This window comes from Paraplanobispora takensis (genome assembly GCF_016863195.1).
Classification (GTDB): domain Bacteria; phylum Actinomycetota; class Actinomycetes; order Streptosporangiales; family Streptosporangiaceae; genus Planobispora; species Planobispora takensis.
The window spans coordinates 39,786-54,726 of the sequence record NZ_BOOK01000004.1 but is presented as its reverse complement, the minus strand read 5'-3'; the positions used below and the strand labels follow the sequence as shown (position 1 = coordinate 54,726).

The window sequence follows — 14,941 nt, the reverse complement described above, 5'->3', positions numbered from 1 at the left end:
CCAGAATGGACTCCCGTCCGGCGAGGCTGAGATCCGTGCCGGAGGCCTCGACGGTCGATCTGGAACCCGTCGGGTTCTCCGGCGACCAGGCTGAGATCCGTGCCGGAGCTCCCGGCGGTGAGGCTGGGGCGCGTGCCGAAGCCCTCGACGATCGGATCGCGGCCCGTGCCGGACTCCCCGGAGGGGGAGCGGCATCGCTTCCGGTCCCGCCTTCCTTCGAGGCCCTCCGCTCGGCCGTCCTCAAGGGAGGGCCCGCGCTCGACCCCGGTCGTCCGGGAGTGCGAGTGCTGGTTCTGGTCGCGCTGGCCGCGACCATCGTCGGCGGGATCTACGCCTGGTGGTCCCGTCCACAGCCCGAGCCTCTGGCCCCGCCCCCGCCGATCTCCGGTCCCTCTCCTGCCGGAGCCGCCGACACCGCACGGCCACGACCTTCTCCGGGCAGTGAGGTCACCGTCCACGTCACCGGCAAGGTCCGCGAACCCGGTGTCGTCAGCCTCCCCCAGGGGTCTCGCGTCACCGACGCCGTGCGGGCCGCCGGAGGCGTCCGCAAGGGAGCCGCTCTCGGCCCTCTCAACCTCGCGCGCAGGCTCATCGACGGCGAGCAGATCGTCGTGGGCTCCCCGGCCCATGCCGCGCCCGCTGTCCCCTCCGCCACCGGTCCTTCCGCCGTCGACCCGGCCGCCGTCCTCGACCTCAACGCCGCCACACCGGAGCAACTGGAGCAACTGCCCGGCGTCGGCGAGGTGCTCGCCCGGCGCATCGCCGAATACCGCGACAGCCACGGAGGCTTCCAGCGCGTCGAGCAGCTCAGGGACGTCAGCGGCATAGGCGACAGAAAATACGCCGACATAAAAGACAAGGTCCGCGTATGACCGGGTTCGCTTACGTCACCACCCATGGAGCAGCCCGACGTGATCCCTCATCGGGTACGGCGCCGCACCCCGGCAGCATCCGTCAGACGGATGGGACGCCGGGCCCCGGTACCGTTCGTCAGACAGATGGGACGCTGCGCCCCGGGGCCGTCCGCGGATCGGGCAGGACTCTCGTCTCGGAGCCGTCGGTGAGGCGGCTCGGTGCCGCCGCCTCTTTCCGGCAGGGTCCTCTCGGCCGGGTGATCTTCCGGAGTGCGGCCGATGGGCCGGACCCGGGTCATGGAGGGACTACCGATCGGGCGGCCCTGCCGTCCGGGTACGCGCTCCGGCTCGCCCCGCCCGCTCTCGCCTCCTGGGTGACCGCCTCGATACTGCTGGGCTGTACGGCCTCGGCCGGGATCCTCGTGAGTGTCGTCGCGGCGGCCGGCGCGCTGTTCACAGCGGTGGCGGTTCACCTCGTAGGCAGGCGGCGGGCGCTCCATCCGCTCCCGTCCGAGGAGCCGTCCGGGGGAGCGCGGCGCCTGCGGGCCTGGCGCGGGTGGTCGTTCCAGATCCGAGGCGGGAGGTTCCTCGCACTCTGGGGGAACGTCGTGGTCGTCGTGCTGGGATGCGTGGCGGCGACGGGGGCCGCCGTGGCGTTCCGGGTGCACGCCGTTGACAGCGGGCCTGTGGCGGACCTCGTGGAGAGGCAGGTCTCGACCACGGCGGAGGCGGTGCTGACGGGCGACCCGCGGGAGATGGGGCAGCACGGCGGGCCGTACCGCAGGGAGAGCTTCGTGGTGGCGGCGCGGATCGAGGTGGTCGGGACACCGGAGGGCCGGGTGCGGGTGAGAGCCCCGGTGATGTTGCTCGCCTCGGGGGATGCATGGCGGCCTCTGCTGCCCAGCCAGCGGGTCGAGATCAGGGGGAGGTTCGTTCCCGCCGAACCCGGTGAGCTCCTCGCCGCGACGGTTCTCGTGCGCGGTTCACCGCGTGTCCTGAGCGGGCCGTCCTGGGCGCAGGGCGTCGCGGGAGAACTCAGGGCCGGGCTGAGGGAGGCGGCGGAGGTGCTGCCCCCGGCTCAGCGCGGCCTGCTGCCCGGTCTGGTCGCCGGCGACCTGTCCCGGATGGACGAGCAGGTCAGATCCGATTTCAAAGAGGCGGGGCTCAGCCATCTGCTGGCCGTGAGCGGAACCAACCTGACGATCGTGGCCGGGGCCGCGGTGGTGCTGGCGCGGACGGCCGGGCTGCCGCTCGCGGTCAGGGCGGTGTCCGCGGTGCTCGCGATGGTCGCCTTCGCCGTCGTCGCCCGCCCCTCGCCCAGCGTGCTCCGCGCCCTTCTCATGGGCACCGTCGCCGCCGTGGCGCTCGGCACCGGCCGCCCCCGTGATGGTGTGGCGGCCCTGTCGGCGACCGTCCTCGGGCTGATCCTGTTCGATCCCGAGCTCGCCCGTTCTCCCGGCTTCGCCCTTTCGGTGTGCGCCACCGGGGGCATCCTGCTGCTCGCCCCGCGGTGGCGGGACCGGATGGCCGGGCGGATGCCCCGCTGGGCCGCCGAGGCGATCGCCGTTCCGGCCGCCGCGCAGGTCGCCGTCACCCCCGTCCTGGTCTTCATGTCCGGGCAGCTCAATCCGGTGGCGGTTCCCGCCAATCTCCTCGCGGGTCCCGCCGTCGCCCCGGCGACCGTCCTCGGATTCACCGCCGCACTGGTCGCGCCGGTGCTGATGCCGGTGGCCCGGCTTCTGGTCCGTCCGGCGGGCCTGGCCACCGGCTGGATCATCGAGGTCGCGCGGCACGCGGCCGGGGTTCCGCTGGCGGTCCTCCCGTGGCCCGGCGGCGTCGCCGGCCTGGCCCTGCTGGCCGTCGCCGCGCCGGTCGCCTTCATGGCGCTGCGGCACCGGCGGGCGCGCTGGATCCTCGCCGCCGTGATGGCGGGAGTGCTGACCGCGGCCGTCCTCGCGGGACCGGTCACGGCCCGCTGGCCGCCCCGGGGGTGGCTGATGGTGGCCTGCGACGTCGGGCAGGGAGACGCGTTGCTGGTGGCGGCGGGGGAGGGGCGGGCGGTGGTGGTGGACACCGGGCCCGATCCCGCGCTGATGGATCGGTGCCTGAGGTCCATGGAGATCAGGGAGGTGCCGCTGGTCGTGCTGACCCATCCGCACTTCGACCACGTCGGCGGTCTGGAGGGTGTCTTCCGGGATCGTCCGGTGGGCGCCGTACTGGTCAGTCCGGGACGGAGAGCGGAGAGGGAGGCCGTCAGGCTGACCGGTGACCTCGCCCGTCGCCGGGTCACCGAATGGGCGGCGCGGCCGGGGATGCGATGGAGGTTCGGCCCTTCCGAGCTCACGGTGATCAGCCCGCCCGACGGAGCCCCGCCGGAGGACGCGGGAGGAGAGGGCACGGAGATCAACAATGTCAGCGTCGTGGTGCACGTGCGCTGGGCGGCGGGGACCGCCCTGCTCAGCGGCGACATCGAGACGGAGGCGCAGGCACGGCTGCTGCGGCAGGGTTTCCCTCCCGCCGACGTGTTCAAGGTCCCGCATCACGGATCGGCCCGGTTCGATCCGGAGTTCTTCGCCGGGGTCGGCGCCCGCGCCGCGCTGATCAGCGTCGGAAGGGACAACGACTACGGCCATCCGGCCCAGTCGGTCCTGTCCCGGCTGAACCGGCTCGGGATGCGCACCTACCGGACCGACCTGTCGGGAGACCTGGCCGTGGTGGTCCGGGACGGAAGCCTGGCCGTGATCTCCCGGGGTCCCGGTCGAGACCGCCGTGCAACCCGCCGGCGGAGAGGCCGCACGGGAGACGGACGGACGCCCCCGCCCGCGATGGCCTGCCGGCCGTGGTCCGCGGCGCGGCTTCAGGGCGGGGACGTCCGTCCGGCGGGATCACAGCCCGCGCTTGGCGGAGCCCACGGCCTCGGCCCGGCGGGCGTCGAGTTCGTGCTGCACCCGTTCCACGTCCCTGACGTAGGTCTTGTAGAGCAGGGTCAGCAGGGCCCCGTTGACCAGCATCAGGATGACCAGCACCCACAGGAAGACCGACCTCAGGCCGATCGCGTCACCGAGGAAGCCGGCGCTCAGGCTGAAGATCGCCCAGGCGATCGCCTCGACGATCGAGACGTAGATGGCGAAGGCGGCGCCGCGGAGCTCCGGAGGAGTGATCGCCATCACCATCGGCCGGTTGATGCCCGGGTTGACGCCCTGCATGACGCCCATGAGGCCGAAGAACAGGCCGAACGCGCCGATGCCGCCGTAGTCGAACTGGGTGCCCAGGAAGGCGACGATCGCGAACCCGAACTGGGCGGCCTGCAGCACCGCCACCAGGCCGTGGCGCGGGCTGCGCTTCACGGCCATGTCGCCGGCCACCCCGCCCAGCAGGTTGCCCAGGAAGTAGCCCACGCCGAAGGGCAGCAACACGATCGAGGCGACCGCGGTGCTGAAGCCGTACACATCGACCAGGAAGACCACGCCGAACGTGCCCACCAGCAGGTGGCCCGAGAGCATGCGGGAGCCGAGCAGGATGGCGAAGCTGGGGATCTTGAGCAGGGCGACGGCCTTGTCCCAGGTCAGCTTGGCGTGCGCCTCACGGGTGGCACGGTCGAGGTCGGCCAGTTGCCGCTCGGAGGCGCCCAGCCCAGGATCGCGGAACCAGGCCCAGATTCCCAGGCCGAGCAGCACGTTGAAGGCGCCGACGCCCCACAGGCCCCAGCGCCAGCCGTCGTCGACGTTGGAGAGCTGGCCCTTGATGGGCCCGAGGAACGCGCTCACCAGCGCGATCGCCCCGTAGACCACGCCCACCGCCTTGCCCCGCGCCGAGCCGTCGAACAGGTCGCCGATCACTTCGGTGATGACGGGGTGCGCGGCCGCGTATCCCGCGGCCAGGATCGTGTAGAAGATCAGGAGCTGGGCGAAGTTCTGGGAGAAGCCGGCGGCGACGCCCCAGACGCCCCACAGGCCGGTGGCGAGCACCAGCACGCCCTTACGGGACCAGCGCCGGGCGGCCCACACCCAGAACGGGCCGGTGAACACTCCGACGATCTTGCTGGCCGCCGTCAGGATCCCGAGCGCGCCCAGGGACATGCCGAGGCTCTGCCGGATCACCGGGAAAAGGCTGCTGACGAGGCTGGCCTCGGTGCCGTCGACGAGCATCGCCCCGCCCAGGAGGGAGAGCTGTCCCCAGCGCCCCTTCACCTTCGGCGGATCGGACGGGTCCGGTGGATTCGTGGAGGGGGTGGATGTTGTGCTACTGGTGGACATGTGCCACCTCTTTCGTGCGGAGGACCGGGAAGTCCTGCTTGATGGGGTGGTGCACCGGTGACGGGGTGGCAGCCCCGTCACCGGACCGCTACCGACGGCCGTGCCCGGCCGCGCGCAGCCGTGCCCGGCGGTACGCGGCCGTGCGTGGCCGCGCGCAGCCGTACGCGGCCGTGTGCTCCTCTGCCGGCGGCCTCACAGGGCCGCCAGCTCCTCGGCGAGCGCGCGGAGCCGGTCCGCCGGGAACATGCCCGTGGCCATCGCGGCCAGGGAGATCAGGGGGGTCGCGCCGACCAGCTGCAGCATCTCGGAGTCGGCGATGCCCGGCAGGTGGCGCCGGAGCACCTCGGATGCGGCCGGATCGGAGATCAGCTGCCTGACCGGGCTGCGCAGCGAGAAGCGGCCCTGTGGGAACTCCTCGGCCCGGGGCAGCGGCTCGGCGGCCCGCTCGGCCAGCTCCCGCTGGGCCCGGACCAGCAGGTGCTCGTCGGTGACCACGCCGTCGCCGGGCAGGCCGAGCCGCTCGTACTGCTCGGGCGGGGCGTCGGTGGCACGCAGCAGCTCGACCAGCAGGCCGATCATGCGCCGCTCGGCCTCGTCGTCGACGATCGGGTGCTCCTGGCCGGGGTCGGTCTCCAGGTCGAACAGCAGGGTGCCGTGCGTGTACGGGTTGAAGAAGGTACGGCCCGGCACCCGGATCGTGCGCACGCCCTTGGTGAACTCGAACGGTTCGGCCAGCTCCATGTCCGCCAGCTCGGCCGGCGAGAACCGGCCGCGCATGTGGGTGGGCATCAGCGTGTGCTCGAACAGCGGCGCGTTGGCGGCCGAGACGGGGGCGCGCATGTAGACGTGGCGGCCGTCGGTGACGTTGACGTGCCCGCCGAAGGCGCCGAACAGCCCGGCCTGCCGTACCGGCCCGGTGAACGCCTCGCGCAGCGGCACGCCCTGCATGCCGGCGGGGCGCTCCAGGCCGAAGAACTCCAGCAGCGTCGGGGCCAGGTCGATGGTCTGCACCAGCGCGTCCCGGCGCTCGCCCGCCGCGCCGATCCTCGGGTCCCAGACGAACAGCGGCAGGTGGACCAGCTCGTTGTACCAGGGCTGGACGTTCTTGCCCCACCAGTTCTTCTCGCCGAGCAGCAGTCCGTGGTCGGTGCAGACGATCAGCAGCGTGTCGTCCCAGAGGTCCAGATCGTCCATGGTGTCGAGCACCCGGCCGAGTGAGTGGTCGCACATCGACAGCAGCGCGGCGTACTCATAGCGGGCGTGCCGCACCTGGCCGTCGGTCTCGATCACCTTCTTGTAGTCCGGCCAGTCGAAGTGCGGGCCGTCGTAGTCGTGCGGATAGAGGTCCTTGTACGACTTGTGGCTGAAGAACGGCTCGTGCGGGTCGAAGGTCTCGATCTGCACGAACCAGCGGTCCTGTTCGTGGTTGGTCCGGACGAACTCCAGGCCCGCGTCGAAGGTCAGCGTCTGCGGGTGGCGCTCCTCGGTGTCGGTGTACCGCCGGTTCACCCAGTCCTGCCGGTAGACCTCGAACCGCATCTGCTTGAGGTCCTCGGGGATCTCCGGGTCGGCCACGTGCCCCTTCCACGCGTCGCCCTCCTGGCCCCGGACGAACTCGAAGGTGCTGTAGCGGCCGTGGTAGGTCGCGCCGCCGTCCTCCCAGTAGTGCGGGTGGTCGGTGGCCAGGTGGGTGTGGACGCCGTTCTGCTTGAGCAGCTCCGGCATCGAGTCGTCGAACGGCTCCAGCGGCCCCCAGCTGCGGTGCAGGAAGTTGTGGCGCCCGGTGTGGATCTCCCGGCGGGCCGGCATGCACGGCATCGACCCGGCGTAGCAGTTGTCGAAGCTCACCGCCCGCTCGGCGAGCCGGGCGAAGTTCGGCGCGTGCGTCCAGTCCGCCCCGTACGGCGGCAGCATGTGCCGGTTGAGGCTGTCGAACATCACCATGATCGCCTTCATCGGGCGTCGTCTCTCTCTTCCAGCCGGTGGAGCGTGTCCTCCAGCCACTCGATCCACTGGTCCACCGCGCGCATGCCGTACTCGTGCATGCGGTCGAACGCCGCCTGCGCCCGGACCGGGTCCACCTCGGGGATCGGGTCCTCGAAGCGCATCGTGCGATCGCGGCCCCGGCTGCGGGCCACCTGGGCGCGGCGGTACTCCAGCTCGGTCCTGACCAGCTCGGCGGCCGCCCGCGGGTCCAGCGCCGCGGTGAAGCCGAAACGCGCCATGAAGTCCGGGTCCTGGAACCGGCTCGGCGGTTCGTACGGCGAGTGCACCCATTCGAGCAGCACCTCACGTCCCTGGGGCGTCAGGCGGTAGACCTTGGCGTCGGGCCGCCCCTCCCGCGGGTCGACCTCGTAGGCGACCCAGCCGTCGGTCACCATCCGGGCCAGCGAACGGTAGATCTGGCTGTGGTGGGCGCGGGAGCGCATGAACCGGCCCTCGGCCTCCAGCCACTTGCGCAGGCTGTAACCGCTGTAGGGCCGCAGGGCCAGCAGGGCCAGCAAGACGTGCTCGAACTTCACGGATATCCCTATGTGCGTTGGCACCTATGTGCAGAGTTTTATATGGTGCAAGCATCCGCAGGTCAAGAGCGGACACCCGATCGGGGCACCGCCCGCCGGGCGGGACGGATCCGGCCGCGTGCGCCGGGAAGGAGCTGAATGGACCCGCGACCGGCATGCTGCGCCCCGCCGGGAGGCCCGGACGGCGAGCCCGTGCGCAACGGCGTTCCCGCGACCCCTGCGGCCGATCCGCCCGCGCATGACGACGTCGCGCTGCCCGGCGGCGTCTTCGCGATGGGTGACGCGTTCGGCGAGGGTTACCCGGCCGACGGGGAGACCCCGGTGCACGCCGTACGGCTCGAACCCTTCCGGGTCGACGTGACGGCGGTGACCGTGCGGCGGTTCGCGGCGTTCGTCGCGGCGACCGGATACCGCACCGAGGCGGAGGTCTACGGTTCGTCGGCGGTCTTCCACCAGGCTCTCGCGGCCGAGCGCGCCGACGTCCTGGGAGCTGTGGCGGCCGCGCCCTGGTGGCTGCGGGTGCGCGGCGCGGACTGGAGCCATCCGTACGGGCCGCTGTCGGATGTGGCCGGCCTGCAGGACCACCCGGTGGTGCACGTGTCGTGGAGTGATGCCCTGGCCTACTGCGCCTGGGCGGGGCGGCGCCTGCCCACCGAGGCCGAGTGGGAGTACGCCGCGCGGGGCGGCCTGGCGGGCCGCAGGTTCGCCTGGGGCGACGAGACGACCCCGGACGGCCGCTGGATGTGCAACATCTGGCAGGGCCGCTTCCCGAGGGTCAACACCGGTGAGGACGGGTGGCTGGCCACCGCGCCCGTCCGGTCCTACCCGCCCAACGGGTTCGGGCTGTACGAGGTCGCGGGCAACGTCTGGGAGTGGTGCGCCGACTGGTTCTCCCCGTCGTACTACGCGCGCTCACCGGAGCGCGCCCCGCAGGGCCCGGAGTCGGGCGAGCACCGTGTCATGCGCGGCGGCTCCTATCTGTGCCACCGTTCCTACTGTCACCGCTATCGGGTCGCCGCCCGCTCGTCGAACACCCCCGAGTCGAGCAGCGGCAACTGCGGCTTCCGCACGGTGGCGGCCGGCTGAGCCCCGTCCCCGTGCGGGCCTTCCCCGTTTCCGCTGACCCGGTGGAGGGTCAGGCGGCGGCCGGTCGGCGGAACTCGGTGTCCACGTCGGCGGCGTAGACCGAACGGCTGCAGTGCGCGCAGCGGTACACGATGGGGCCCTCGTCGAGGGTCGTGCCGCAGTGCGGGCAGGCGTGGCGGTAAGTCACGGACTTCATGTGGATGTCACCTCCTCTGCTCGTTCAAAGAGTGCCCCGGGCCGCCTGCAGCCGGATTGCGGATGACTTGATTGGGCTCTTCGGGCGGCACGTGGCATGCTGCTCGGCATGGCGGCAAGCGACCCGGCACCGGTGACCCTGATACTCGGCGACGAGGAGTTGCTGGCCGATCGCGCGGTGGGCGAAGTGGTCGCGGCGGCGCGGGCGGCCGACCCGGCGGCGGAGGTGCACGACCTGCTCGGCGGGAAGGTGGAGACGGGCGAGCTGACCCGGCTGACCTCGCCGTCGCTGTTCGGCGACAGGCCGGTGATCGTCATCCGATCGGCCCAGGACCTCGCCAAGGAGGTCATCACCGAGATCGTCTCCTACGCGGGCCGTCCGTCGGAGGAGACCGTGCTGGTCCTCGTGCACCCCGGCGGGGTGAAGGGCAAGGCGCTGGTCGACGGGGTGAAGAAGGCCGGGGCCCGGGTGGTGACCGTCACCAAGCTGACCAAGCCGGCCGAGCGGCTCGCCTTCGTCAAGGCCGAGCTGAAGCGTCTGGGGCGGACCGTCAGCGCAGACGCGGCCGCCGCCCTGCTCGACGCCGTCGGCAGCGACCTGCGGGAGCTCGCCGCCGCGTGCAGCCAGCTCGCCTTCGACACCCCGGGCAAGGCCGTCGACGAGGCCGCGGTGGCCCGCTATCACCGGGGGCGGGCCGAGGTCAGCGGGTTCACCATCGCCGACTCGGCCGTCGAGGGGCGCCTGGGCGACGCCCTGGAACAGCTCCGCTGGGCGCTGTCGACGGGAACGGCGCCCGTCCTGCTGGTGAGCGCGCTGGCCAGGAGCCTGCGGTCGCTGGCCAAGGTGGGCGGTGCGCCGCGCAACATGCGCGGGGGACAGCTCGCCAGTCATCTCGGCATGCCCCCCTGGCAGGTCACCCGGGTCCAGAACCAGCTCAACGGCTGGGGACCCGACGGCATCGCCCGCGCGCTTCAGGCGGTCGCCTCGGCCGACGAGCAGGTCAAGGGGGGCGGCGCGGATCCGGCCTACGCCCTGGAGCGCACGGTCCAGACCATCGTCGCCAGCCGCGACGGCCGCTAGCGCCTTCCCGGTCCGGACCTTCAGGCGCCCCGGAAGCTGCGTGACCGGACCTCCGGGGAGGCCCGGTCACGCTCAGGGATCCGGTGGTGTACGGAGATCGGGAGGTCAGGCGGAGATCCGCCCGGCCCCGGCCCCGGCGGTCACGATCGACTTGACCGAGGAGGCCGTGTCGAGCCGGTAGGAGTAGGGGATGGAGGCGACGCCGCCGCCGGCGTCCCCGGTGCCGGAGTTGACGAAGTGGTTGTTGCGGGCGATCAGGCTGCCCGGGTCGGAGGAACCCTCGCCGCGGTGGAAGGGGTCCTCGGTGTTCTCGAAGTAGTTGCCCTCGACCAGGATGCCGGCCTCCTGGGTGGAGGCGACGCCGTAGGAGCCGATGCCGGAGTAGTAGTTGTTGTAGACGTGCACCGGGTTGCCGAAGCGCACGCGCGGGTGGCGCTGGTTGGTGCCGTCGAACCAGTTGTGGTGGTAGGTCACGCGCAGCCTGCCGCGGTCCTCGCCACCGTTGTCGTCGCTGTGGCCGAGCAGCATCGTCTTGTCGTGGTCGGAGAACCTGTTCCACGAGACGGTGACGTAGTCGCTGGCCCGCTTGATGTCCAGGGCGCCGTCGTAGCCGTTGCTGAAGGAGTTGTGGTCGAGCCACACCCGGGTGGAGTACTGCACCTGGATGCCGTCGTCGTTCCAGTTGCGGAAGGTCAGGTTGCGGACGATGACGTTGGACGCCTCGGAGATGTTGAGTCCGCATCCGGAGACGGTGGCCCCGGCGTTGCCGAGGACGGTCTTGTTCGAGGCCACCTTGAGCATCCCGGAGCAGGAGATCGTTCCGGACACCCGGATCACCGACGAGCCGCTCGCGGACAGTGCGCTGGTGAGAGCCGCGGCGCTGGTCACCGTGACCGGGTTCGCGTTGCCGCCGCCGGTGGTGCCGCCGCCCTGGGCGGCCCAGCCGACCAGACCGCCGGTGTTCCCGGGAGGAGGCGTGACCGTGGGCGTCACGGTGGGAGTGACGGTCGGCGACGGGTTCGAGCCCGCCGGGACGAGCCGCCACTGCTTGGTCGCCACCGAGTCGCAGGAGTTCTGCTGGACCAGGGCGCCGGAGGCGGTGGAGTTGTCCTTGATGTTGAGGCACTTGCCGCTGCCCGCGTTGACGACCCGGTAGTTCGAGCCGGAGGCGGTCAGCTGCCAGGTCTGCGAGGAGGCGCCCGAGCAGCCCTCCTGCTGTACGGCCTTGCCCGCGGAGGTACCGGCGTCCCTGACGCCCGCGCACTTGCCGCTGTGGGCGGCCTTGAGCTGGAAACCGCCGTCGACCGCGGTCAGGTTCCAGGTCTGGGAGGCGGTGCCGTCGCAGCCGTTCTGGGCGAGCTGGACGCCGTCCGAGCCGCCGGCGCCCGGGACGCTGAGGCACAGGCCGCTGCCGCCGTTCACGAGAGTGTAGGCACCGGGGGCCGGAGCGGCGACGGCCGCGGCGGCCGACACCCCCGCCACCAGACCCGAGGCCACCACCGCGCCCGAGACAGTCGTGATGATCGCCTTCCTGCCGATTGCGTGTCTCACAGTCGAGCTCCTTGCTGGTCCAGCGGGTCTTGAGGACCCGCGCTCCGGATTCCCCCCAGCGAGTACTCACCGTTCACATCGGTGTGGCGCATTCGCGTCAGCGAACACGGTCACCGTAGGAAAGCGTTTTCCGTCTGTCAACGGACGATGAAACTTTCATGACAAGCCGGTGTCGAGAACGGTGGGTCACGGGGTCCGGCGGTGGGCCGGGAGCTGGCCGATGATGGTGGCGGCCAGAGCCAGGACGAACCCGGTGACCTGGACGGGACCGAGGGACTGGTCCAGGACGGCCCAGCCGAGGGCGGCGGCGGTGAGCGGGCTCAGGGCGCCCAGCAGTGAGACCTGGAACGAGGGCAGCCGCCCGATGCCCCGGAACCACAGCGTGTAGGCGGCGGCGGTGCCGACGAGTCCCAGCCAGGCATAGCCGCCGACGGCCGCCGCGTCCATGGGCGGGAACCACCCCTCCACGGCGAAGGCGACCGGGGCGATCATCAACCCGCCCGCCGTGAGCTGCCAGCCGGTGAGCGCCAGGTCGCCGGCTCCTTCGGGCCTGCCCCACGCGCGGGTCAGGACGAGCCCGGTGGCCATGCCGGCCGCGGCGACGAGTCCGGCGACGAGCCCGGTGGCGTCGAGTGCGGCCTCGGCGCGCAGGACGACGAGGGACACGCCGACCGTGGCCGCGATCCCGGCCAGGACGCGCCGGAGCGGGACGGTCTCGCGCAGGACGGCGCGGGTGAGCCCGGCGACGACGAGCGGCTGGACGGAGCCGAGCACCGCGGCGACGCCGCCCGGGAGCCGGTAGGCCGACAGGAACAGCAGGGGGAAGAACATGCCGATGTTCAACCCTCCGAGGACCGCGGCCCGCCACCACCAGTCGCCCCGGGGAAGCGTGCGGGTCACCGCGATCAGGAGCAGCCCGGCGGGGAACGCGCGCAGCAGGGCGGTCAGCAGCGGCCGGTCCGGTGGCAGGAACTCGGTGGTCACCAGGTAGGTGCTGCCCCAGACCGTGGGGGCCAGGGCGGTGACGAGGATCAGGAGGAAGGTGCCGCGGCTCGCGGGGGCGGGGGCCTCGGTGGCGGGGGGAGTGGCACTCCGGGAGGTGCCTGAGGCCTCGGCGTGGGAGGTTTTCTCTGCCGCGGGGGAGGCGCAGGAGGAGGACACGGGGGCTCCTTCAATAAGCTTGATAGAAAGTAACTTAGCACTAAGTTATTTGCCGTCAAGCTAAGATCGAGGCATGGCAGAGGACCCGGTTGACCGGATCGTGGCGCAGTGGCGCAGGGAACGGCCCGACCTGGAGGCGTCGCCGATGGGGATCTTCGGGCGGATCTATCGGATCTCCCGCCTCATGGGAGACCGCGTCCAGGAGATCTACGAGAGGTACGGCATCGGCAGGGGCGAGTTCGACGTGCTGGCCACGCTCCGCCGGTCGGGGGAGCCGTACACGCTCTCACCGAAAGCTCTGACCGCCACGCTCATGCTGACCTCCGGCGGGATGACCGGGCGGCTGGACCGGCTGGAAAGAGCCGGTCTCATCGCCCGCATACCCGATCCCGGCGACCGCCGCGCGCTGCGAGTCAGCCTGACCGAGGACGGCCTGCGGCTCATCGACGAGGCCGTCGGTGCCGGGCTGCACCCTCAGCACGAGGCGCTGGCCGCCCTGCCGGAGGAAGACCGCGAACGCCTGGCCGACCTGCTGAGGCGGCTGCTCGCCGCTCTGGAGTGATCCTGGCTCGGGGGCTCGGGGGCTCGGGGGCTCGGGGGCTCGGGGGCTCGGGGGCTCGGGGGCTCGGGGGTTCGGGGGCTCGGGCGTGGAAGGCGCCGGGCGTGGGGGAACGGGCCGTGAATGCCGAAACGCCGCATCCCTGGTGGGATGCGGCGTTTGCGAAGAACCGGGTTACTTGGCGGCCGTCAGGGTGGCGGCGCGCTGGGCGATCGCCGACTTGCGGTTGGCGGCCTGGTTCTTGTGGATGACGCCCTTGCTGGCAGCCTTGTCCAGCTGGCGGGAGGCGGCGCGCTGGAGCGCGATGGCCTCGTCGACGTTGCCCTGCTCGGCGGCCTCGCGGAACTTGCGGATCGCCGTCTTCAGGGACGACTTGACAGCCTTGTTGCGCAGCCGGGCCTTCTCGTTCTGCCGGTTGCGCTTGATCTGGGACTTGATGTTCGCCACGAAGAAGCCTCGGTGATGTCGTCGGATGGGGCGCGCGGGCAGAGAGGGCGCGCCACACGCAGTTGAACAGGCTACCAACTGCCCAGGTGGTCGCTCAAATCGACGGGCGGGGCAGAAGGATGCCCTCCCAGTCTACCGTGCCGATCTCGGAGATGCTGCCGTACGGCGCGCTTGCGGGACCCGGATCACCCGGGATCCGGATCGCCGCCGTCGCCGGGAGGGGAGCCGGGGCGGTTCCAGAAGCGGTGGTACTCGGCCCAGTCCTCCTCGGTGGCCGCGAAGTCCACGTACAGGGCCAGCCCGAACCTCTCGCGCGGCGACCCGTGCTCGCCCAGCGCGAGCCCGGCGCCCTCGGCGGCGGCGGCGACGCTCTCGGAGGCGTCGAGCCACGGGACGCCGTGGTCGTGGTAGGCCGGGGCGCCCACCAGCAGGGTCTTGTCCCCGGGCACCATCTCCAGGGCGAGCGTGGTCTGCCGTGCGACATGGCCGCCGTACAGCGGGCCGAGCGGCTGGAACGAGTCGTAGGTCATGACCGCGACCTGGTCGGTGCGGGCGACGACCTCGCGGAAGTAGTCGCGCAGCCAGTACTTGTCGTGGCCGATGACGAGCCGGGCGGCCGGGCGCATGAGGGGCAACGGCTCGATCTGCGGGGTCGAGGTCGACAGCGGGCCGTCGCCGACGAGCGGGCGGGTCCGGTCCAGCAGGTCGAGGAAGCCCCGGTCGCCACTGGTGATCGGCTCGAAGTTGTAGTGCACGCCGTCGAATCCGGCGGCCATGATGTCCCGCACGCCGTCGAGCACGCGCTGCCGGGAGGCGGGGTCGCCGAGGTCGAGGCCGTAGTCGACCTTCTGGCCCAGCCAGGCGGAGACGCGGACCTGCGGCAGCTCGGCCTTCCACCACTTCAGGAAATTTCCGGCGTTGGAATACTTCTCCGGGCGGAGCTCCCCGCTGAACTCGAACGGGCCGGCGTGGACGTAGACGTCCCTGATCCCGGTCCCGCGCAGCCGTACGGCCATCGCCTTCACGTCGGCCTCACTCTTGCGGCCGTCCACCCACGCGTGGCCCATCCACAGCGCGTCGTGGCCGGTGCTCCCGGTCCGGGCCCCGGGCGTCCCGGTGAACTCCAGCAGGAAGAAGGCGGCGGCCATCGCGGGGACCGCGAGGAGGACGGCCACCACTCCCGCGACCCCTCGCAGGGCGCGCCGTACCGTGATCCTCTTCGTCATCCG

The 14,941-nt window shown here is 71.8% G+C and carries 12 protein-coding genes and 1 pseudogene; 5 read left to right on the top strand and 8 right to left on the bottom strand.

Features of this window, described 5'->3' with window-relative positions; translation table 11 throughout:
• Positions 1 to 284 precede the first annotated feature (284 nt).
• Both Pta02_RS41805 and Pta02_RS42165 read left to right on the top strand, forming a co-directional pair.
• The gene (locus Pta02_RS41805; RefSeq protein WP_203873067.1) at positions 285 to 872 is read left to right on the top strand and encodes a ComEA family DNA-binding protein; all 588 of its coding nucleotides are present in this window, start codon (positions 285 to 287) and stop codon (positions 870 to 872) included.
• Positions 869 to 3,346: pseudogene (locus Pta02_RS42165) on the top strand (ComEC/Rec2 family competence protein); the annotation flags it as partial. The gene Pta02_RS41805 and the pseudogene Pta02_RS42165, both read left to right, overlap by 4 nt.
• Before the next feature lie 393 nt (positions 3,347 to 3,739).
• Here Pta02_RS42165 and Pta02_RS02890 read toward each other — a convergent pair.
• The 3 genes from Pta02_RS02890 to Pta02_RS02880 form a co-directional block, all read right to left on the bottom strand.
• Positions 3,740 to 5,110: an MFS transporter gene (locus Pta02_RS02890; RefSeq protein WP_203873066.1), complete on the bottom strand. Its 1,371-nt coding sequence runs from the start codon at positions 5,108 to 5,110 to the stop codon at positions 3,740 to 3,742.
• Positions 5,111 to 5,302: 192 nt separating this feature from the next.
• The gene (locus tag Pta02_RS02885; RefSeq protein WP_203873065.1) at positions 5,303 to 7,066 is read right to left on the bottom strand and encodes a sulfatase; all 1,764 of its coding nucleotides are present in this window, start codon (positions 7,064 to 7,066) and stop codon (positions 5,303 to 5,305) included.
• Complete coding sequence (locus tag Pta02_RS02880) at positions 7,063 to 7,632, bottom strand: PadR family transcriptional regulator (protein WP_203873064.1); 570 nt, start codon at positions 7,630 to 7,632, stop codon at positions 7,063 to 7,065. Before Pta02_RS02880 ends, Pta02_RS02885 begins: the two co-directional genes overlap by 4 nt.
• Before the next feature lie 138 nt (positions 7,633 to 7,770).
• Between Pta02_RS02880 and Pta02_RS02875 the strand changes: the two genes are divergently transcribed.
• Positions 7,771 to 8,718 (top strand): formylglycine-generating enzyme family protein, encoded by a 948-nt coding sequence (locus Pta02_RS02875; protein ID WP_203873063.1) that lies wholly within the window; start codon positions 7,771 to 7,773, stop codon positions 8,716 to 8,718.
• A gap of 49 nt (positions 8,719 to 8,767) precedes the next feature.
• On the opposite strand, the gene Pta02_RS02870 is transcribed toward Pta02_RS02875, so the two are convergent.
• Entirely contained in the window at positions 8,768 to 8,914 is a 147-nt protein-coding gene (locus tag Pta02_RS02870; protein ID WP_203873062.1) for a hypothetical protein, read from the bottom strand.
• Between the two features lie 108 nt (positions 8,915 to 9,022).
• Here Pta02_RS02870 and holA point away from each other — a divergent pair, with 108 nt between their 5' ends.
• Entirely contained in the window at positions 9,023 to 9,994 is a 972-nt protein-coding gene (holA, locus tag Pta02_RS02865; protein WP_239129393.1) for a DNA polymerase III subunit delta, read from the top strand.
• A 105-nt stretch (positions 9,995 to 10,099) separates the two neighbouring features.
• Here holA and Pta02_RS02860 read toward each other — a convergent pair whose 3' ends face one another.
• Positions 10,100 to 11,545: a pectate lyase family protein gene (locus tag Pta02_RS02860; RefSeq protein WP_203873060.1), complete on the bottom strand. Its 1,446-nt coding sequence runs from the start codon at positions 11,543 to 11,545 to the stop codon at positions 10,100 to 10,102.
• A 186-nt stretch (positions 11,546 to 11,731) separates the two neighbouring features.
• Complete coding sequence (locus Pta02_RS02855; protein WP_275423551.1) at positions 11,732 to 12,706, bottom strand: EamA family transporter; 975 nt, start codon at positions 12,704 to 12,706, stop codon at positions 11,732 to 11,734.
• A 73-nt stretch (positions 12,707 to 12,779) separates the two neighbouring features.
• Between Pta02_RS02855 and Pta02_RS02850 the strand changes: the two genes are divergently transcribed.
• Positions 12,780 to 13,268, top strand: coding sequence for a MarR family winged helix-turn-helix transcriptional regulator (locus Pta02_RS02850; protein WP_203873059.1), 489 nt, complete (start codon positions 12,780 to 12,782; stop codon positions 13,266 to 13,268).
• A 171-nt stretch (positions 13,269 to 13,439) separates the two neighbouring features.
• Here Pta02_RS02850 and rpsT read toward each other — a convergent pair whose 3' ends face one another.
• Together rpsT and Pta02_RS02840 are read right to left on the bottom strand one after the other, a co-directional pair.
• Positions 13,440 to 13,712 carry a 30S ribosomal protein S20 gene (rpsT, locus tag Pta02_RS02845; protein ID WP_068896890.1) on the bottom strand — a complete coding sequence of 91 codons (273 nt, stop codon included), beginning with the start codon at positions 13,710 to 13,712 and terminating at the stop codon, positions 13,440 to 13,442.
• 185 nt (positions 13,713 to 13,897) lie between these two features.
• On the bottom strand, positions 13,898 to 14,938 hold the full coding sequence (locus tag Pta02_RS02840) for a putative glycoside hydrolase (RefSeq protein ID WP_203873058.1): 1,041 nt from the start codon (positions 14,936 to 14,938) through the stop codon (positions 13,898 to 13,900).
• Positions 14,939 to 14,941 lie beyond the last annotated feature (3 nt).